Genomic DNA, 14646 nt, shown 5'->3' with positions numbered 1-14646 from the left:
TATAAAATCGCAGTGTAACACTAAAAATAAGGAATATTATGGCAGAAAATCAAGCTCAATCTCAGATCAACGTAAATAGCATCGGTCGCGTAACTGAGGAAGACATTCAGGATGCTTTGCATGATGTTGTAGACCCAGAGCTTGGAATTGACGTAGTTGATTTAGGTTTAGTTTACGGGATTGAAATTGATGAGCTTGGACGCGCGATTATTACGATGACGCTTACAACGCCTGCTTGCCCGCTTACGGATTTGATTGAAGACGAATGCGCGAGTGCGCTTGTTGGATTAGTTGATGAATTTCGTATTGATTGGACTTGGAAACCGCGTTGGAGTGTTGAAAATATTACGGAAGATGGGCGCGCGCAGCTTGAGGCGCTCGGCTATAATTTGAACAATTTGCCTGCTAGTTTTGGTGCTGGAATTGGTGTTGGTGCTGGAATGTCGTCCTATGCCGGAGGAATTTCGCCAACTGAATAATTTAGGATTTGTAATGATTTGCACAGAAGATTTTTCGCCTAATCGCAATGATTGCAAGAATAGTTGTGATTATTGCGATTTATGCGCGCAAAAAATTATTGAAAACGGCATAACAGATGTTGTTTTTGACTTGCATCTTCTTGTTGATTGGGATGCGCGTCGCACGTTGGAATCGTATTACCCAGATTATATTGGCGAGGTGCTGTTTAGCTATGAGCCAGAATGGGGTTTTGAGTTTCACGAGGCTTTGCGTGAATCAGGATGGAGCATTGAGTGTGCGCTTGAATCGTTTAGTGAGCATCATGGTCCTGCCGTAACTTGGCTTTATCGCTTGTATTTTGAGAATTTTTTACACGGATTTTTAGGGGAGCGAGAGCGTTTTGCGGCTGTTGCTCGCGATTTAACTGCAAAAGGTGTGCGCGTTTGGGCGTTTGGAAATGCTTCACAAGAGTGGGTTGATTGCGCGCGCACAACTTGCCCAATACTTGGCGAGATAAATGGCGTTAGCGCATCTTATGAATATCATTTGCGCAAGCCGAATATTATGATTTATCGAGATTTTTTGAGCAAAAATGGTTTGAGCGCATCTTCTACTGTTTTTGTTGAATCGGATTTGCGTAGTTTAAAAACTGCACAAAGAATTGAGTGTGCATCTACAAAATTATTCATGCTGTAATAAACTATTCACGCTATAGTTGCCTCAACATTTGTCGGCTGCTTCGAGTGAATCGTAGCCATACATGCGCACAGTATTTGTAATAATCATTTGCGTTAGATTTATATTTTTCGCTGTTAAATCTTCTATAAAAGACTTATATTTAGCAAAAGTTTCTGCGGAATACGTGCTTAATTCTCCTCGTAAATACGTTTCAAAAGATGTATTTTCTTCTGTATCTTCGCTTGTTTTTAGAACGCGCATTGCAAGACCTAAATGAGGGTATCGATCGCGAAAATCATCCGCCCATTTAACTTGCGTTAAAATAATCTTCTCCTGCTCGCTTTTTCTAGGCTCTAAAATCGGCTTAATATAAGGCTTAATTGTGCGCTCAAAAATTTCTGGCGCAGTAGACTCCATCATTCGTGCATATTTTTCTGTTATCAAATTTCTGCCATTGCTGTCAGCGCGCTCAAGATCTTTTTTATAAGACTCTTGCAAATCCAGAGGCCAAGTTAAAAATTGACTCATGCGCATAATGCGGAATGTTTGCCAATCTTCCTGGCAATTCGCGCGTCCGCCTTCGTTTTGCGTAAGCTGGAATTGCTGCCATTCTAGTTTTGTAATTTCTTCTGCAAGATTTTGCGTTTTTGGATTTTGCGTTTTTGGATTTGATAATGAATCGCACATCATAAGCTCCTTAAGCACGTTGCGCGCGAATTAATATGCGCTTCAACATACGGGCGTTGCCATTCTAAAAACGTTTCATTGCAATCGCTCAAACCTTGATATTTAAGCTCTTTCACTACTTCGTTGCACACGTTTTGAATAATCTCGTTTATTTTAGATTCAGCTTCGCTGCTGCCTTTTGTGCCTTCGCCAAATCCGATTCCGCCAAAGCACGCCGCACTACTTAGTCGCATAAGCGATTCAAGTTGATTTGCTACGCCAGAAAGCCTAGACGCCATTCGCGCGCTTAGCTTGCGTAAAGCTGCAAATTGCCACTTATAATATGGCAAATATCCTGCACTTATTGGGTTATTTAGCAAAAATACGATTGAAGCGGTTGCGCTCACAAACTCGTTTATAGAAAGCCACGCTGCAGCTCCGTCTTTTCGCGCTAGCATTCGTTGAACATTGTATTGACCTGCTTGAGCCATCATGCCAAGCCTTCTAGAGATTAGCGAGATTCGCACATCGTCTGGCATAAGCTTAAAACTTTGACGCGCTTTGCTAAATTCTCCAAGTGGGTCTGCAAAAATTTGGCCGTTCGTAGCTGCAGCAAGCGTTGGCTCGCTTAACGAAAGCCATAAATGCGGCTCGTTTTGACTTGGTGCAGTAGAAAATCCCGTTATGTTTTCAAAAAATTCGCTTATGCTAAATATTCCAACTCGCTTGCTTCCTTCGCATGATTTAGCGCGTGGAGTTTCTTCGCGAGAGCCAAAACCAGCGTATTCTTGCGGAAGAGAATCGTAAGCTGCTTGCAAATCATCGCCAATTTTCGCATAGTCTTCATCTGTAAGCCATAAGCAGAATCCTGGGCCAAAATCGTGATCGCGCGAAATCTCGTCGTCAAATCCGTAGCATTCCGATCCGTGACCTACTAATCCTGCAGCTATGCGGTTTTTATAGTCTTTAAATTGTTCAAGTTCAAGCAGTGGTTTTCCGTAAGTTTGCCAATATGATTTTGCAAGTTGCATGCCGTTTTTGATTTTTGGATTATATTCTGTTTTTACAGTTTTGATTGATTTTATGGTTTTATTTGATTGTATAGTTTTATTTGACTCTGGCTTTGGCTCATCGCTTGCTTGCGACTTTTCCGAATTGCATTGAATTGTATTTGCCGCGCTTTTCGCCGTAAATTTTTCTTCTGCATCCTGTGCTTGCTGCAGATTCTCCAACGTTATAGCGTATGACTCGCTATCTTTTCCGTAACATTGTGCTATTAAATCTAGAGCTTCGCTGTATGCTTTTACAGCGTCGGAATACTCTTTTCGTGCGTATTGAACTTGAGCATATCCAGCTAAAGCAGATGTGTAATGTGGTTGATTTTGGTTATTTCCTGCAATGTACATGCGAATACTAGTTGAAGCGTGTTCAAAAGCAGAGTTAAGGATAGTGGATTTGCTGTTTGTGCTTTCGCTAGGCTGCGAACACTCTTGCAAAATCGCAAGCGCAAGATTTGTGTGAGTTGCTGCTATATCTATGTCTGTTGAAGGATCGATACTCGATTTTTGCAATATTTCAAGCGCAATATTAAGTTCATTAATTGCTTCGCTCGTGTTGCCTGTTTCGCTGTAAAGCATTGAAAGATTGTTGTGCAGAGCTGCGAGCTTTCTATCGTTTGGTTTTAGTGTTTTCGATGATTCTTTAATAGCTTGAGAATATATTTCTGCTGCGCGCTCATAGCTGCCCGCGGCTCGTAGGCTAGTAGCAGCGTTTATAAGCGTGGTTGTGCCAGCTTCGCTGCCTGCTAAATCCATCTTTTTTGACAAATCTAGCGCATTATCAATTATTGTCTTGTTTTTTGCGTGTTCTCCTCTAGACCTATAAAATCCCATCAACTCGTTTAACACAGATAGTTGCAATGCTTGAGCGTTTGCTTCTGCGTGGTTTGTTGCTTCTTGGTTTGCTTTTGCTTGCGATTGGTTGAGCGCATTTAGCAGGTATTTTTCGATTTCTTGCGCGCTTGTGTGGCTTGCAAACATATTGTCTAATTCTTTATAAAATTGCGAAACGCTTAACATTTAAGCCACCTTGCTTCTTGCGATTAAATTCCGTTTTGCTCACTACTCAATCATAGCGAATTATTTGTTTATACGAGTGTTGTAATATGCGCGATTGTGCAAAAAATCAAAAGTCGGGCTGGTGGGATTTGAACCCGCGGCCTCTTCGTCCCGAACGAAGCGCGCTACCAAACTGCGCTACAGCCCGATGTCGATTGTGCGAACTCAATAGAGATTGCACATCGTGAATCCATCTTATGAATACATGACGCAGCTACATGTTGTAATTGCGCATGCAACACTCCGACAACGTGGTTATAATAGCGTGAACTTGCTACAAATTAACAGTGTGTGTCGTTGTCAAATAAATTCTTTTAAAATTTTATTAAAAATTCACTTGTATTCTTTTGCAGCTGCATGGTCTCCGCAATATTTGCAAAATGATGTAACTTTTCGTAAATAATTTTGTATATCTTAATAAAATAATAAAAAGTTTTACTGTAAATGTATTTTTCTTTCGAAAACAGAAAAATATAAATATTTCTATAAAAATGTATATTTGTTGCAAAAATGATTAGCGCAATCGATCTAGTAACACAATAAAATGCATTTGCGACTCGCTTACCTGTATTCCCTAGTAGCTACAATTGGCGTTTATGACTGACACGAATACTGCAATGTCTGCCGCACAAAACGCCGCAGAAAATGACGTAACAGATAACGCCAATGAAATTGACACCGTTGAGCATGCTGAGATGCTGCTCGCTCAAGATGAGGCTATTGCTAAGCGCGTAAATGATGGTGCTACTCTTGACGAAGCAATTGATCCAAGCAATAAAGAGTTTGGTCCACTTGCGCACCCAGAGCAGGTGCAGATGCGTGTTGCTAAGCGCGCGATGATGCTTAAGGAGGGTGTGCAGCCATACCCAGTGCATCTTAATGTTACGGATACTATCGAAAAGGTTCGTGCTGATTTTGATGGCAAGCTTGAAGCTGGCGAAGAAACTGATACCGAGGTTGGTATTGCAGGTCGCGTGCTTTTCTTGCGTAATGCTGGTGGCTTGTGCTTCGTTAAGCTTGCTGCTGGTGACGGCACTACGATTCAGGCGATGGTTTCCAAGAAGGAAATTGGCGAAGAATCTATTAAGAGCTTCAAGCAGATGGTTGATTTGGGCGACCATTTGTATGTTCGCGGTCGCGTTATTTCTTCTAAAACTGGCGAGCTTTCCGTATTCGCAACTGAGTGGGCAATTGCAGCTAAGGCTTTGCAGCCACTTCCGGCTTTGCATAAGGAATTAAGCGACGATACTCGTACGCGCAAGCCTTATATTGGCATGATTGCGGACGAGAAGATTCGCGATATGGTTCGCAGGCGTTCTCATGCTGTAGCTTCTCTTCGCCGCACTTTCGACAGCCATGACTTCTTGGAAGTTGAAACACCAATGTTGCAAACGGTTCACGGCGGCGCTGCTGCTCGTCCGTTTACAACTCATATGAACGCGTTCGACATTGATCTTTATTTGCGTATTGCGCCAGAGCTTTTCTTGAAGCGCTGCTTGGTTGGTGGCATTGATCGCGTGTTTGAAATCAACCGTGATTTTAGAAACGAAGGCGTAGATGCAACTCACGCTCCAGAGTTTACAATGCTCGAAGCTTACCAAGCTTATGGCACTTACGATACGATTGGAGCTCTTACTAAAGAGCTGATTCAAAAGGCTGCTGTCGACGCTTTTGGCTCCACTAAGGTGACTTTGCTTAACGGCGAAGAGTACGATTTTGGCGGCGAGTGGAAGCAGATTACCATGTACGGCTCGCTTTCTGAGGCTTTGGGTGAGGAGATTACGCCAGAAACTTCTGTTGAGCATTTGGGTGCGATTGCAGACAAGCTTGGCGTTGAGCGCGACGAAGTGGAGAATCACGGCAAGTTGGTTGAGCACTTGTGGGAGCACTTCTATGAGGATAAGCTTTATGAGCCAACGTTTGTGCGCGACTTCCCAGTGGAAACCAGCCCGCTTGTTAAGGGTCACCGTACTAAGCCAGGAATGGTTGAAAAATGGGATTTGTATGTGCGTGGCTTTGAGCTTGCAACCGGCTACTCCGAGCTTAACGATCCTGTTGTGCAGCGCGAGCGCTTTGTGGCTCAAGCTAAGGATGCTTTGGCTGGAGATGTTGAGGCAATGGATATTGACGAGGACTTCATTGAGGCTCTTGGCGTCGGTATGCCTCCTGCTGGCGGCATGGGAATGGGTATTGACCGCTTGCTGATTGCGCTTACGGGCGCAACCATTCGCGAGACGATTACGTTCCCACTCGTAAAGCCTCTTCGCTAACTGATAGATTTAGTAGATTGTAAAGCCGTTGTATGTTGTTTAAACATTCATCGGCTTTTTCTATTAAATTTTTCGTGTTTGCTTACTTTTATGTAAGTAGTCGTACGAAACGAATAGACTAGGTAATTATGACATATAAATTAGTATTGCTCCGACATGGTCAGAGCGCATGGAATAAGACCAATCAGTTCACTGGTTGGGTTGATGTACCGCTCACTGAGCAGGGTGTCGAGGAAGCTAAGCATGGTGGCGAGCTTCTTAAAGAGAAGAATGTTCTTCCAGACATCGTGTTCACTTCTTTGCTTCGTCGTGCTATCAATACCGCGAATTACGCGCTTGATGCAGCCGACCGCTTGTGGATTCCAGTTCGCCGTAGCTGGCGTTTAAACGAGCGTCATTATGGTGCTTTGCAAGGTAAGAACAAGTCTGAGATTCGTCAGGAATATGGCGATGAGAAGTTCATGATTTGGCGTCGTTCTTACGCAACTCCACCTCCTGAGATTGATCCAAACGATGAGTATTCTCAGACGAATGATCCTCGTTACGCAGGTGATCCAGTTCCAGAAACTGAAGCTTTGGCGAACGTTGTGACTCGCGTAACTCCTTACTGGGAGTCCGATATTATTCCAGAGCTTAAGTCTGGCAAGACTGTGATGATTGCAGCTCACGGCAATAGCTTGCGCGCAATTGTTAAGATGCTCGACAACTTGAGCGAGGAAGAGATTTCCAAGGTGAATATTCCAACCGCTATTCCTCTTCTTTACGAGTTGGACGAGAACTTTAAGCCAATCAAGCCTCGCGGCGAGTATTTGGATCCAGAAGCTGCTGCTGCTGGTGCTGCCGCCGTGGCTGCTCAGGGTCAGAAGTGAGTTTGATTAGCTTAAGTTAGCTTAATTATCTTAAATTAACTTAAATAAAAAGTAGGTTTGCAAAATTAATTGCAAACCTACTTTTGTTTTACAAGCTACTTTTTAGATTTCTATTCAAAAATCGTGTTCTATGCCACAACCGTATTTATGCCACAACCGTGTCTTTATCTGGTTCTGGCTTCTTAGTTGGGTCAAATCCCGAAACAATAAATACAACTTGCCTTGCTGCAGCAACTGAATGATCGCCGATTCTCTCCATGAATCTGCTTAGAAGTACTAAGTCAATCAATTGTTTTCTAGTGCCATTCCAATCTTCGCCTTCTACAAGCGCAAAAATGTGTTCGTGCAACTTATCCATTACATCGTCGCCGTGAATAATTGCATCTGCTACATTAACGTCTCTATTTGAAAGCATGTCTGTTAATTGACCTGCAAGAACATGCAAAAAGTCAACCATTTTTTCAACAGTTTCTTTTGCTTGACTTGGTATTGCGCAATCAGGCCAATTTCTTCTTGCGATTTGCGCAACGTGACTTGTTAAATCTCCCATGCGCTCAAAAGTCGCAGCCAAACGCATGGTTGCCACTACTTCTCGCAAGTCTGTTGCAACAGGATTTTGTCTAGCTAGCAATGTTAAGCATTGATCTATAACGCTAGCTTCTAGTGAATCTAGTTGAGCATCATTGTCTATAACTGTTTGTGCAGATTCTAAATCAGCATTTAATAAAGCATTTCCAGCATCGTTCATTGCTTTTGCAACAAGCTCAGCCATGCGTTCGATGTTTGATGCAACTGCTTTCATTTCTTCGTTGAAAATCACTCGCATGGTGTGTCCTTTCTTTTTTGGTGCCTGTGTTGACTTATATTGCAGTTGTATATTGCCAACGTGTATTGACGTTTTTTGTTTTAAAATTATTTTGTTTTAAACTAAACCCTAATCAAGTATAGACTATTCAAAGCACGTATAAGCGTATGCTTAGTTGTGTTTTTGTAGAATGTTAGTCGAATATTAAAATGTGAGAGCATTGTAGTATTCTTTAAGAGTATGTTTCAGGATTCTACATCTTCGCCATTGGTTGTATTTGTAGTGTTTGCTTTGATTGCGCTTTGTGTTGCAATTGTTGTTGTTATGTTTGTTGTTGATTCTCTTTTCCCAATATTTCGTAGTATTTTTAGACCGTTTTTTAGTTCTGTTGTAAATCCTATAGCAGGTGGTTTGCGTAGGATTTTTCGTAGTAGCTTTAAGAAGATCTTAAAAATTTTAGGTAAACGTAATTTTGGTGATGATGAAGATGATGAAGATTCAGTTGATAATAATTCAGATGATATAAGTTCAGATGCGTGTGCGATTTTATCCATGCTGTCTGCTGCGACTATTGTTATCGATGCTGATAATGATGTTTTACGAGCTAGTTCTGATAGTTATACGCTTGGTGTTGTTGTTGATGATTCTATTGTTCAACCGCGAGTTCTGGATTCTGTAAATCGTGTGCGCGAGTCTGGCGGTTTTGAGAGTTTTGATTTAGTTACTTTTACTCCTGAGCGGTATATAACTATTGGTAAAGACTCTGATTTTAATGGTAATTTTGATGGTGACAGTGCTGTGTTATTAAAATCAGCTACGGTTGCTGGCGACTTTTCCTCGAATAAAACTGATAAATCGTCTGATGCGTCTACAGTTTCTAGACCTAATTGGCTTAATGTTACTGTTGGAAGTGTTGGAGCAGGCAAGGTTGTTGTTATTTTAAATGATACGAGTGCTGCGCATCGTTTTGAGCAGACTAGAGATGATTTTATAAGTAATGTTTCTCAACAACTTATTAGCTCTACTCGAATGATCTCTAGTCTTATAGAACTTTTGCAGGATAATAATGTTGCTCTTAATCGTGTTAAGGAAGTTTCTTTAAAAGCTCAGAGGTCTTCTAAACGCTTGGAACATATGTTGGAAGATCTTCTGCTTCTTATGAGTGCTCAGAAGCCTATAGATGTGTCTAAGGCGAGTGCTGTGAACGTCTTGAACGTGTTAAAAGATGTTCAGAATCAGGTTTCAGATCTTGCTTTGAGCCGAAATGTGCGTCTTTGCGTTAAGTCTGATTCTTCGCTTAGTGTTCTAGGCAGTTTTTCACAAATCAGCGCTGCCGTGCGTAAACTTGTTGAGAATGCTATTATCTATTCTTCAGCAAATAGCAGTGTGGCGATTTCAGCGTTAAAGTCTGATGACTCTCAGTTTGCAGTGATTCGTGTTGTTGATTGTGGCTCTGGTATTGCGTTGCGTGATCAGCCTCGCATTTTCGAGCGTTTTTATCGTTCGGATAACCAGAATGACGGCAGTCAGGATGGTGTTGGTTTAGGTCTTGCTATTGCTAAGCACGTGGCTCTTACTCATCACGGTAGCATTACATTGTGGAGTAGACCAGGGCAAGGTACTACGGTTAATTTTGCGATTCCGCTTTCAAGATCGGATGCAAAATAGTTCGCTTAATCGTATTAAGCGTTTTACTTTCCTAGTCTTCTATAATCCCAACGGTCAAAGTGTTCCCAGATTAAAAGCAAAATACCTATTACGAATCCGCTAAGGCAAACTATAGCAAAAAACCATAGTAGAAAGTGCAAGATTGCGAGCACAACAGTGATTATTGATGCTATAAGCCATAAAACTGTTCCAGCCATAAATGCTTTGCACAGGTCTACGCGCAATGGCTTTGGTGCCTCTTTGCGTGCATCTGGGTTAATAATCGGTGCTAGCTTCATATGATTAACCATACATCTAGTGATGTCTAATATCAATTTTTGGTTATATTTTTTTGATGATATACGTTTATGATATACGTTTAAATTTTGCTATTTTCTTTTTCGACACTATTTTTATCACATCCGTACCACGTTGTAGTCTTGAGCTTTGTAGGTGCCGTTTTGACGTGATACTTTAACAATTCGGGAGTGGTTTTTTATGAGACATGGTGCACATGGTGCTAAGAAAGCAAAGGGGCGTTTCGTTTCGCCTTTTATGCTTTTTTCGTCTTCTCATATTTCCAGTGCTACTTCTGAGCGTTCTACCGAAGCGGTTTGTGCGAATAATGGTGCAGTTGTGGGTTTGAGCGAATCTGTGGCTCAGAGTTTGCAAATGTCTTCTGCTCCTCGTACTCGTCGCGAGATTCGTTTAGCTCGCGAATCTAGAGAACGTAAGAATTGTATTATTGTTTCTACGTCTTTAGTAGCTATAGTTGGTGCTGCATTGACGTCTATGGCTTTGAGCAAGACTAATGGTTTTGGTTCTTTTGCTTCAAAGCAATATGCTTCTGAGATTAGTTTTTCCAATGATTCTAATGATCAAGCTGCTTCTCGTTCTAGTCAGCGTGAAAAGTTAGATCGTGCTGATAAATATTTGAAGTTCAACAGTGCTGTTGCTGGTCTCGAAGCTGATTTAAACGCTTTCTCTACTAGATCGTCTCATGAGTCTAAGTGGGATTTAGGTTCTAATTCAGATTTTAAAGTTTCTGAAATGTCTAAGTCTTCTGCGAATAATCCGCAGGTTGCTATTTTAATGGATTCAGACGTTAATTCTTTGCCTGCTGGATTTAATCCAAATCATAGTTCTGGTGATTCTGGGAATGCATATGAGTTTAGCCAGTGCACTTGGTGGGTTTATATTCGTAGGCATCAGCTTGGTCTTCCTGTTGGTTCTAATATGGGAGACGGCTGGATGTGGGCTTTGACTGCTCGAAAACTTGGATATTGGGTAGATCGTACGCCTCGTCACGTTGGCGATATTATGGTGTTTGGTCGCGGTCAGGCTGGCGTTAATCGTACTTATGGTCATGTTGCTGTTGTTGAAAAAATTAATCCTGATGGTTCTATTGAAACATCTGAGTCTAGTGCGGAGCTTCATGGTAGGACCTTCTCTAGGGTTGTAAATCCGAATGAAACTTCAGCTTTTGAATTTATCCATTACTAGATTATTTTGCATTTTAATATTTTGACATTTTAATATTGATATCTGTTACTGCGTTTTGCGGTTTTCTAGTCTATTCTGGCTGTTATGCGTGTAGGCGTGCATTGTTGTGCTGTAAATAGTGCGTGCAAATTTTGTTTGTGGTCTTAGTTTGTAGTATTAACATGCTAACATCGCTAGTGATGATTAAGCGAGATAAGATTTTTTCTTCTGTATTTGCAGGTTTTGTATCTGCAGCGCTGGTTGCTGCTATGATTCCGCTTGCTTGTGCTTCCGCTTCTGCTGAAGAATCAGCAGTTACATCTACACGTTCTTTCCCTAAGATTACTGATGTTAAGCGTGATTTGTTTACAGAATCCACTTCTACCGATGTTGATGCTAATTCTCATTGGGGCAGTATTGAGTCTTTGGATGTTCCGCAGACTAAGAGTGCTGCTGAACTTGCACTTGAACAGGCTCGCCAGCGACAACAGGCACAGAATAATTCTGCTGATGGCTTCGACGCTACTGCAAGTCGTTCTAGAGCGCGTAATGGCGTTGGACCTATGACGTACTTTGTTGCTCCTCCAGATAATCAGTCTGTTTCGGCGATGCTTAATTTTGCGGCTCAGTTTTTAGGTAAAGTGCCTTATCGTTCTGGTGGTACAAGTCCTGCTGGCTGGGATTGCTCTGGTTTTGTGCAGTACGTTTTTGCCAATATGGGTATTTCTTTACCTAGAACTTCTGGAGCTCAGGCCACTGTAGGTACGGCTGTTCCGAGTTTAGCTCAGGCCCAGCCTGGTGACATAATTGCCAATGGTGCTCATGCATCTATTTATGTTGGTAATGGAATGGTTATTAATTCTCAGTACGCTGGAACTCAGTATGATCCTATTAGATACGTTTTTTCGGGATCTTATTCTATTCGTAGAATCTTCTGACAATTTGATTTTGAGTGGTATTCATGATTTTATGGATACCACTTTTAGTTTTGTTAGTAGTTTTGATACGTTTTTAGGTTATTTTTAATTAATTTTGCCATTAATCCTTAGGTTTGTTGTGTCGCGATAGACGCGACTACCTTAAACGCGCTATTCTAGTATTTAAAGTATTTAAGAAAATAAAAAATCGCGCGATGCTAGGAGGATCTAGATGGCACAAGGTGTTATTACACAAGAAAAAGCTGTTCTTGTAGGTGTTGATGGTTCTCATGCGAGCTATAAGGCTGTATGGTGGGCATCTAATTATGCTAAGCATGCTGGATTACAGCTTCAAATAGTTTGTGCATATTCTTTACCTAGTTATGCAGCTGTATCTTTTGATGCGACTTATACTGCGATTGGTGATGATAATGTTGCTCATCAAGACGCTCAGGAAATTCTTTCTAAAGCAAAAGCTGTAGCTTTAGAACAGGGTGTGGATGCAACAACGTTAATCGTTACTGGCGATCCTTCTTCTGTGTTTGTAGAGCTTTCTAGGAACTATCAGCTTATTGTTATTGGTAACCGAGGTAAAGGTGGATTGGCTGAGCGTTTGCTTGGCACGACAAGTTCTTCGCTTCCAGCCTACGCTTATTGCCCAATTGTTGTTGTTCCATATACAGATGATGATGGTCAACGAATCCACTTGAATAATAAGATTTCTAAGATTGCTGTTGGCTCCGACGAGTCTAAGTGGGGATTAAAAGCTCTTGAGATTGCTGCAGATTTGGCTGATAGTTGGAACGCACAATTAGATGTGATTTCTGCTGTTCCTAGCGTTCAGGGTGCAGAAGGTGACACTGCTGTTATGGGATCTTATATGGAAGATCTTGATGAGAGAGTAAAGCCTATTTTGCAGCGTTTGCCAAATCTAAAGATTCATCGTTCTGTAGTTCCAGGTTCTGCTGTAAACGCTTTGACTCAAGCGAGCTTAAACAATGATTTGGTTGTTGTGGGTTCACGAGGACGTGGTGGTTTTACAGGATTGCTTCTTGGTTCTATTAGCCAAGGTTTGTTGCAGCATTCTTCTAGACCGGTGTATGTGGTTCCACGTAAGTATGTGGAGTTAAGCGCTGCTCAAGTAGCACAGCAGTCTAAGGTAAGTAATGATACTAGTGCTATTGATTCTATAAGTGGCGTTCATACAGTTGATGTTCCAAAAGCTGGTGTGGAAGCTGCTAAAGAAATCGAGCAAACTATTGATCCGCTTCACTAGTAGTTTGTAGTAGAGAAGTAGCTTGTAGTAGAAAATAGCGTCCAAAGCACTAAAACAGTGTTTTGGACGCTATTTTGTTGCAAAGCTAGCCCAGGCATGTACTATGTGCTTTTTATTTGTTTAAGTTTGATTTTTACTTGTTTTTAAGTAAAAATCGTGCGCGTCTTTTTTCGCGAGCAGCGCGTTTTTTAGCAAGTTCGTTATTGTTCATTTCAATAGCAAGTTTATAAATTTTAATTAGCTCTTGAGCTTGCTTTTTAAAGTCATTGTTCTTTGAGTATTCGAGAACATTTGCTTTTAGTTGTGCTTGCTCTTCTTCACTCATGTTAAGAACGTGACTAAACACTTGCTTAAAGTCTTCTTTAGAATCCCACTGATAACCATTTTTGCCACTAATAATCTGATTCTCATTAGGGATATCGTGCTTTACGAGAGCAAATAATCCAGATGCCATGGCTTCAAGCATAGAAAGTGAATGCATTTCCGATAGGGAAGCGGTAGTGTAGTAGTCCATAGCGTGCAAATACTTAGGGATCTGCGTGTGTTCAATAGGGCCAAGTAGGTAGATTCTATCTTCAAATCCTTTGCTAGCTACTTTCTTACGCAAGTCTTCTAAATCAGGTCCTCCGCCAATAACAACGAGTCTAGCTAATTCGCGTGGAAAATCGCAATACATAAAGTTGTCAATAAGCTCAGAGATATTCTTTTCTGCTCCGATTCTTCCAACAAAAACGAAGAGTTTCGTGGAATCAGCAATACCGTATTTTTTACGGAATTCTTTTCTAAAAGCAATTCGCTCTGGTGTAGGCAAGAACTTTTTATATTCAACTGCATTGCTAAGAACAACAACTTTTTTATCGACTTTTTGACGATCAATATAAGCTTGAGCCTTAGCGGACATACTAGTAATAATTGTTGCATTTTTAGAAAATCGCGTAAAATATTTTGCTGAAATATTCCTAGAAAACTCTGTAAAATGCTTTAGACCAATATAAAACAGGAACTTATCGTATTCTGTATGAAGAGTATAAATAACAGGAACATGTTCTTTTTTAGCAACTTCTAGACCTATTTCACCAATACCAAACTCATTTTGTATATGAATAACATCTGGTTTAAAGTTGATAGGGAATTTTTTGCGCATGTTTCCAATCGGAATTGCAACTCTATACTTGTATAGCTTTTTAAGAAGTATTCCTGGAACGTATACAACTCCGTCTACAAGCTTAGTTTTTCGCTGTTTTTCGGATCCAACCGTAACAACAAGAACCTCGTGTCCAAGTTCCTCGTACATTTTTTTAAGCATGTATGATTGCGTTGCTACGCCATTTATGTATGGTGGATATGTTTCTGTAAAAATCGCGATTTTCAAAGTTTCCTCCAGTTACATAAATAGCTCTAACAACGTTAAAAGTGTAGCATTGTGTAAGTTATTGCGCCACAAATTGTGATTTTTAGCG

Annotated in this window: 13 protein-coding genes and 1 tRNA gene; 8 read left to right on the top strand and 6 right to left on the bottom strand. The window is 41.1% G+C overall.

The genetic code is table 11. The features are described 5' to 3' along the window. The first annotated feature begins 38 nt into the window (after positions 1 to 38). Positions 39 to 479 (top strand): metal-sulfur cluster assembly factor, encoded by a 441-nt coding sequence (locus tag HXT55_RS05515; RefSeq protein ID WP_004137942.1) that lies wholly within the window; start codon positions 39 to 41, stop codon positions 477 to 479. A 13-nt stretch (positions 480 to 492) separates the two neighbouring features. Next, entirely contained in the window at positions 493 to 1155 is a 663-nt protein-coding gene (locus HXT55_RS05510) for an HAD family hydrolase (protein ID WP_064623404.1), read from the top strand. Between the two features lie 24 nt (positions 1156 to 1179). Here HXT55_RS05510 and HXT55_RS05505 read toward each other — a convergent pair whose 3' ends face one another. From HXT55_RS05505 to HXT55_RS05495, 3 genes are all read right to left on the bottom strand, one after another. Then, positions 1180 to 1824, bottom strand: a complete 645-nt coding sequence (locus HXT55_RS05505) for a DUF4125 family protein (RefSeq protein ID WP_048730396.1) — start codon at positions 1822 to 1824, stop codon at positions 1180 to 1182. Then, entirely contained in the window at positions 1824 to 3881 is a 2058-nt protein-coding gene (locus HXT55_RS05500; protein WP_064623402.1) for a DUF4037 domain-containing protein, read from the bottom strand. Before HXT55_RS05500 ends, HXT55_RS05505 begins: the two co-directional genes overlap by 1 nt. A gap of 113 nt (positions 3882 to 3994) precedes the next feature. Further along, positions 3995 to 4068, bottom strand: a tRNA-Pro gene (locus HXT55_RS05495). A gap of 448 nt (positions 4069 to 4516) precedes the next feature. Here HXT55_RS05495 and lysS point away from each other — a divergent pair. Further along, a complete protein-coding gene (lysS, locus tag HXT55_RS05490) occupies positions 4517 to 6190 on the top strand; it encodes a lysine--tRNA ligase (RefSeq protein WP_004115592.1) in 1674 nt (557 codons plus the stop codon). A 128-nt stretch (positions 6191 to 6318) separates the two neighbouring features. Beyond that, a complete protein-coding gene (locus HXT55_RS05485; RefSeq protein ID WP_004112459.1) occupies positions 6319 to 7059 on the top strand; it encodes a phosphoglyceromutase in 741 nt (246 codons plus the stop codon). 145 nt (positions 7060 to 7204) lie between these two features. Here the strand turns inward: HXT55_RS05485 and phoU are convergent, their stop codons facing one another. Beyond that, on the bottom strand, positions 7205 to 7885 hold the full coding sequence (gene phoU, locus HXT55_RS05480; RefSeq protein ID WP_421792692.1) for a phosphate signaling complex protein PhoU: 681 nt from the start codon (positions 7883 to 7885) through the stop codon (positions 7205 to 7207). A 219-nt stretch (positions 7886 to 8104) separates the two neighbouring features. Here phoU and HXT55_RS05475 point away from each other — a divergent pair, with 219 nt between their 5' ends. Continuing rightward, positions 8105 to 9532, top strand: a complete 1428-nt coding sequence (locus tag HXT55_RS05475; RefSeq protein ID WP_415698928.1) for a sensor histidine kinase — start codon at positions 8105 to 8107, stop codon at positions 9530 to 9532. A 23-nt stretch (positions 9533 to 9555) separates the two neighbouring features. Here HXT55_RS05475 and HXT55_RS05470 read toward each other — a convergent pair whose 3' ends face one another. Next, the gene (locus tag HXT55_RS05470) at positions 9556 to 9810 is read right to left on the bottom strand and encodes a hypothetical protein (RefSeq protein WP_032841421.1); all 255 of its coding nucleotides are present in this window, start codon (positions 9808 to 9810) and stop codon (positions 9556 to 9558) included. Positions 9811 to 10009: 199 nt separating this feature from the next. Between HXT55_RS05470 and HXT55_RS05465 the strand changes: the two genes are divergently transcribed. The 3 genes from HXT55_RS05465 (at position 10010) to HXT55_RS05455 (ending at position 13186) form a co-directional block, all read left to right on the top strand. Further along, positions 10010 to 11014 (top strand): CHAP domain-containing protein, encoded by a 1005-nt coding sequence (locus HXT55_RS05465; protein WP_119675862.1) that lies wholly within the window; start codon positions 10010 to 10012, stop codon positions 11012 to 11014. Positions 11015 to 11175: 161 nt separating this feature from the next. Continuing rightward, positions 11176 to 11931 carry a C40 family peptidase gene (locus tag HXT55_RS05460; RefSeq protein WP_421792690.1) on the top strand — a complete coding sequence of 252 codons (756 nt, stop codon included), beginning with the start codon at positions 11176 to 11178 and terminating at the stop codon, positions 11929 to 11931. Between the two features lie 211 nt (positions 11932 to 12142). Then, entirely contained in the window at positions 12143 to 13186 is a 1044-nt protein-coding gene (locus HXT55_RS05455) for a universal stress protein (protein ID WP_004115580.1), read from the top strand. Between the two features lie 133 nt (positions 13187 to 13319). Here HXT55_RS05455 and HXT55_RS05450 read toward each other — a convergent pair whose 3' ends face one another. Beyond that, a complete protein-coding gene (locus HXT55_RS05450; RefSeq protein WP_004116793.1) occupies positions 13320 to 14558 on the bottom strand; it encodes a glycosyltransferase in 1239 nt (412 codons plus the stop codon). Between the last annotated feature and the right edge of the window lie 88 nt (positions 14559 to 14646).

Source organism: Gardnerella sp. KA00718 (genome assembly GCF_049244285.1).
Taxonomy (GTDB): domain Bacteria; phylum Actinomycetota; class Actinomycetes; order Actinomycetales; family Bifidobacteriaceae; genus Bifidobacterium; species Bifidobacterium vaginale.
This window is presented reverse-complemented; position numbering and strand designations above follow the sequence as displayed.

Coding starts and splice junctions, on each gene's coding strand:
- phoU (WP_421792692.1), bottom strand. CDS start 7,885: ATGCGAGTGATTTTCAACGAAGAAATGAAAGCAGTTGCATCAAACATC.
- HXT55_RS05505 (WP_048730396.1), bottom strand. CDS start 1,824: ATGTGCGATTCATTATCAAATCCAAAAACGCAAAATCCAAAAACGCAA.
- HXT55_RS05460 (WP_421792690.1), top strand. CDS start 11,176: ATGCTAACATCGCTAGTGATGATTAAGCGAGATAAGATTTTTTCTTCT.
- HXT55_RS05465 (WP_119675862.1), top strand. CDS start 10,010: ATGAGACATGGTGCACATGGTGCTAAGAAAGCAAAGGGGCGTTTCGTT.
- lysS (WP_004115592.1), top strand. CDS start 4,517: ATGACTGACACGAATACTGCAATGTCTGCCGCACAAAACGCCGCAGAA.
- HXT55_RS05485 (WP_004112459.1), top strand. CDS start 6,319: ATGACATATAAATTAGTATTGCTCCGACATGGTCAGAGCGCATGGAAT.
- HXT55_RS05500 (WP_064623402.1), bottom strand. CDS start 3,881: ATGTTAAGCGTTTCGCAATTTTATAAAGAATTAGACAATATGTTTGCA.
- HXT55_RS05515 (WP_004137942.1), top strand. CDS start 39: ATGGCAGAAAATCAAGCTCAATCTCAGATCAACGTAAATAGCATCGGT.
- HXT55_RS05455 (WP_004115580.1), top strand. CDS start 12,143: ATGGCACAAGGTGTTATTACACAAGAAAAAGCTGTTCTTGTAGGTGTT.
- HXT55_RS05475 (WP_415698928.1), top strand. CDS start 8,105: ATGTTTCAGGATTCTACATCTTCGCCATTGGTTGTATTTGTAGTGTTT.
- HXT55_RS05510 (WP_064623404.1), top strand. CDS start 493: ATGATTTGCACAGAAGATTTTTCGCCTAATCGCAATGATTGCAAGAAT.
- HXT55_RS05470 (WP_032841421.1), bottom strand. CDS start 9,810: ATGAAGCTAGCACCGATTATTAACCCAGATGCACGCAAAGAGGCACCA.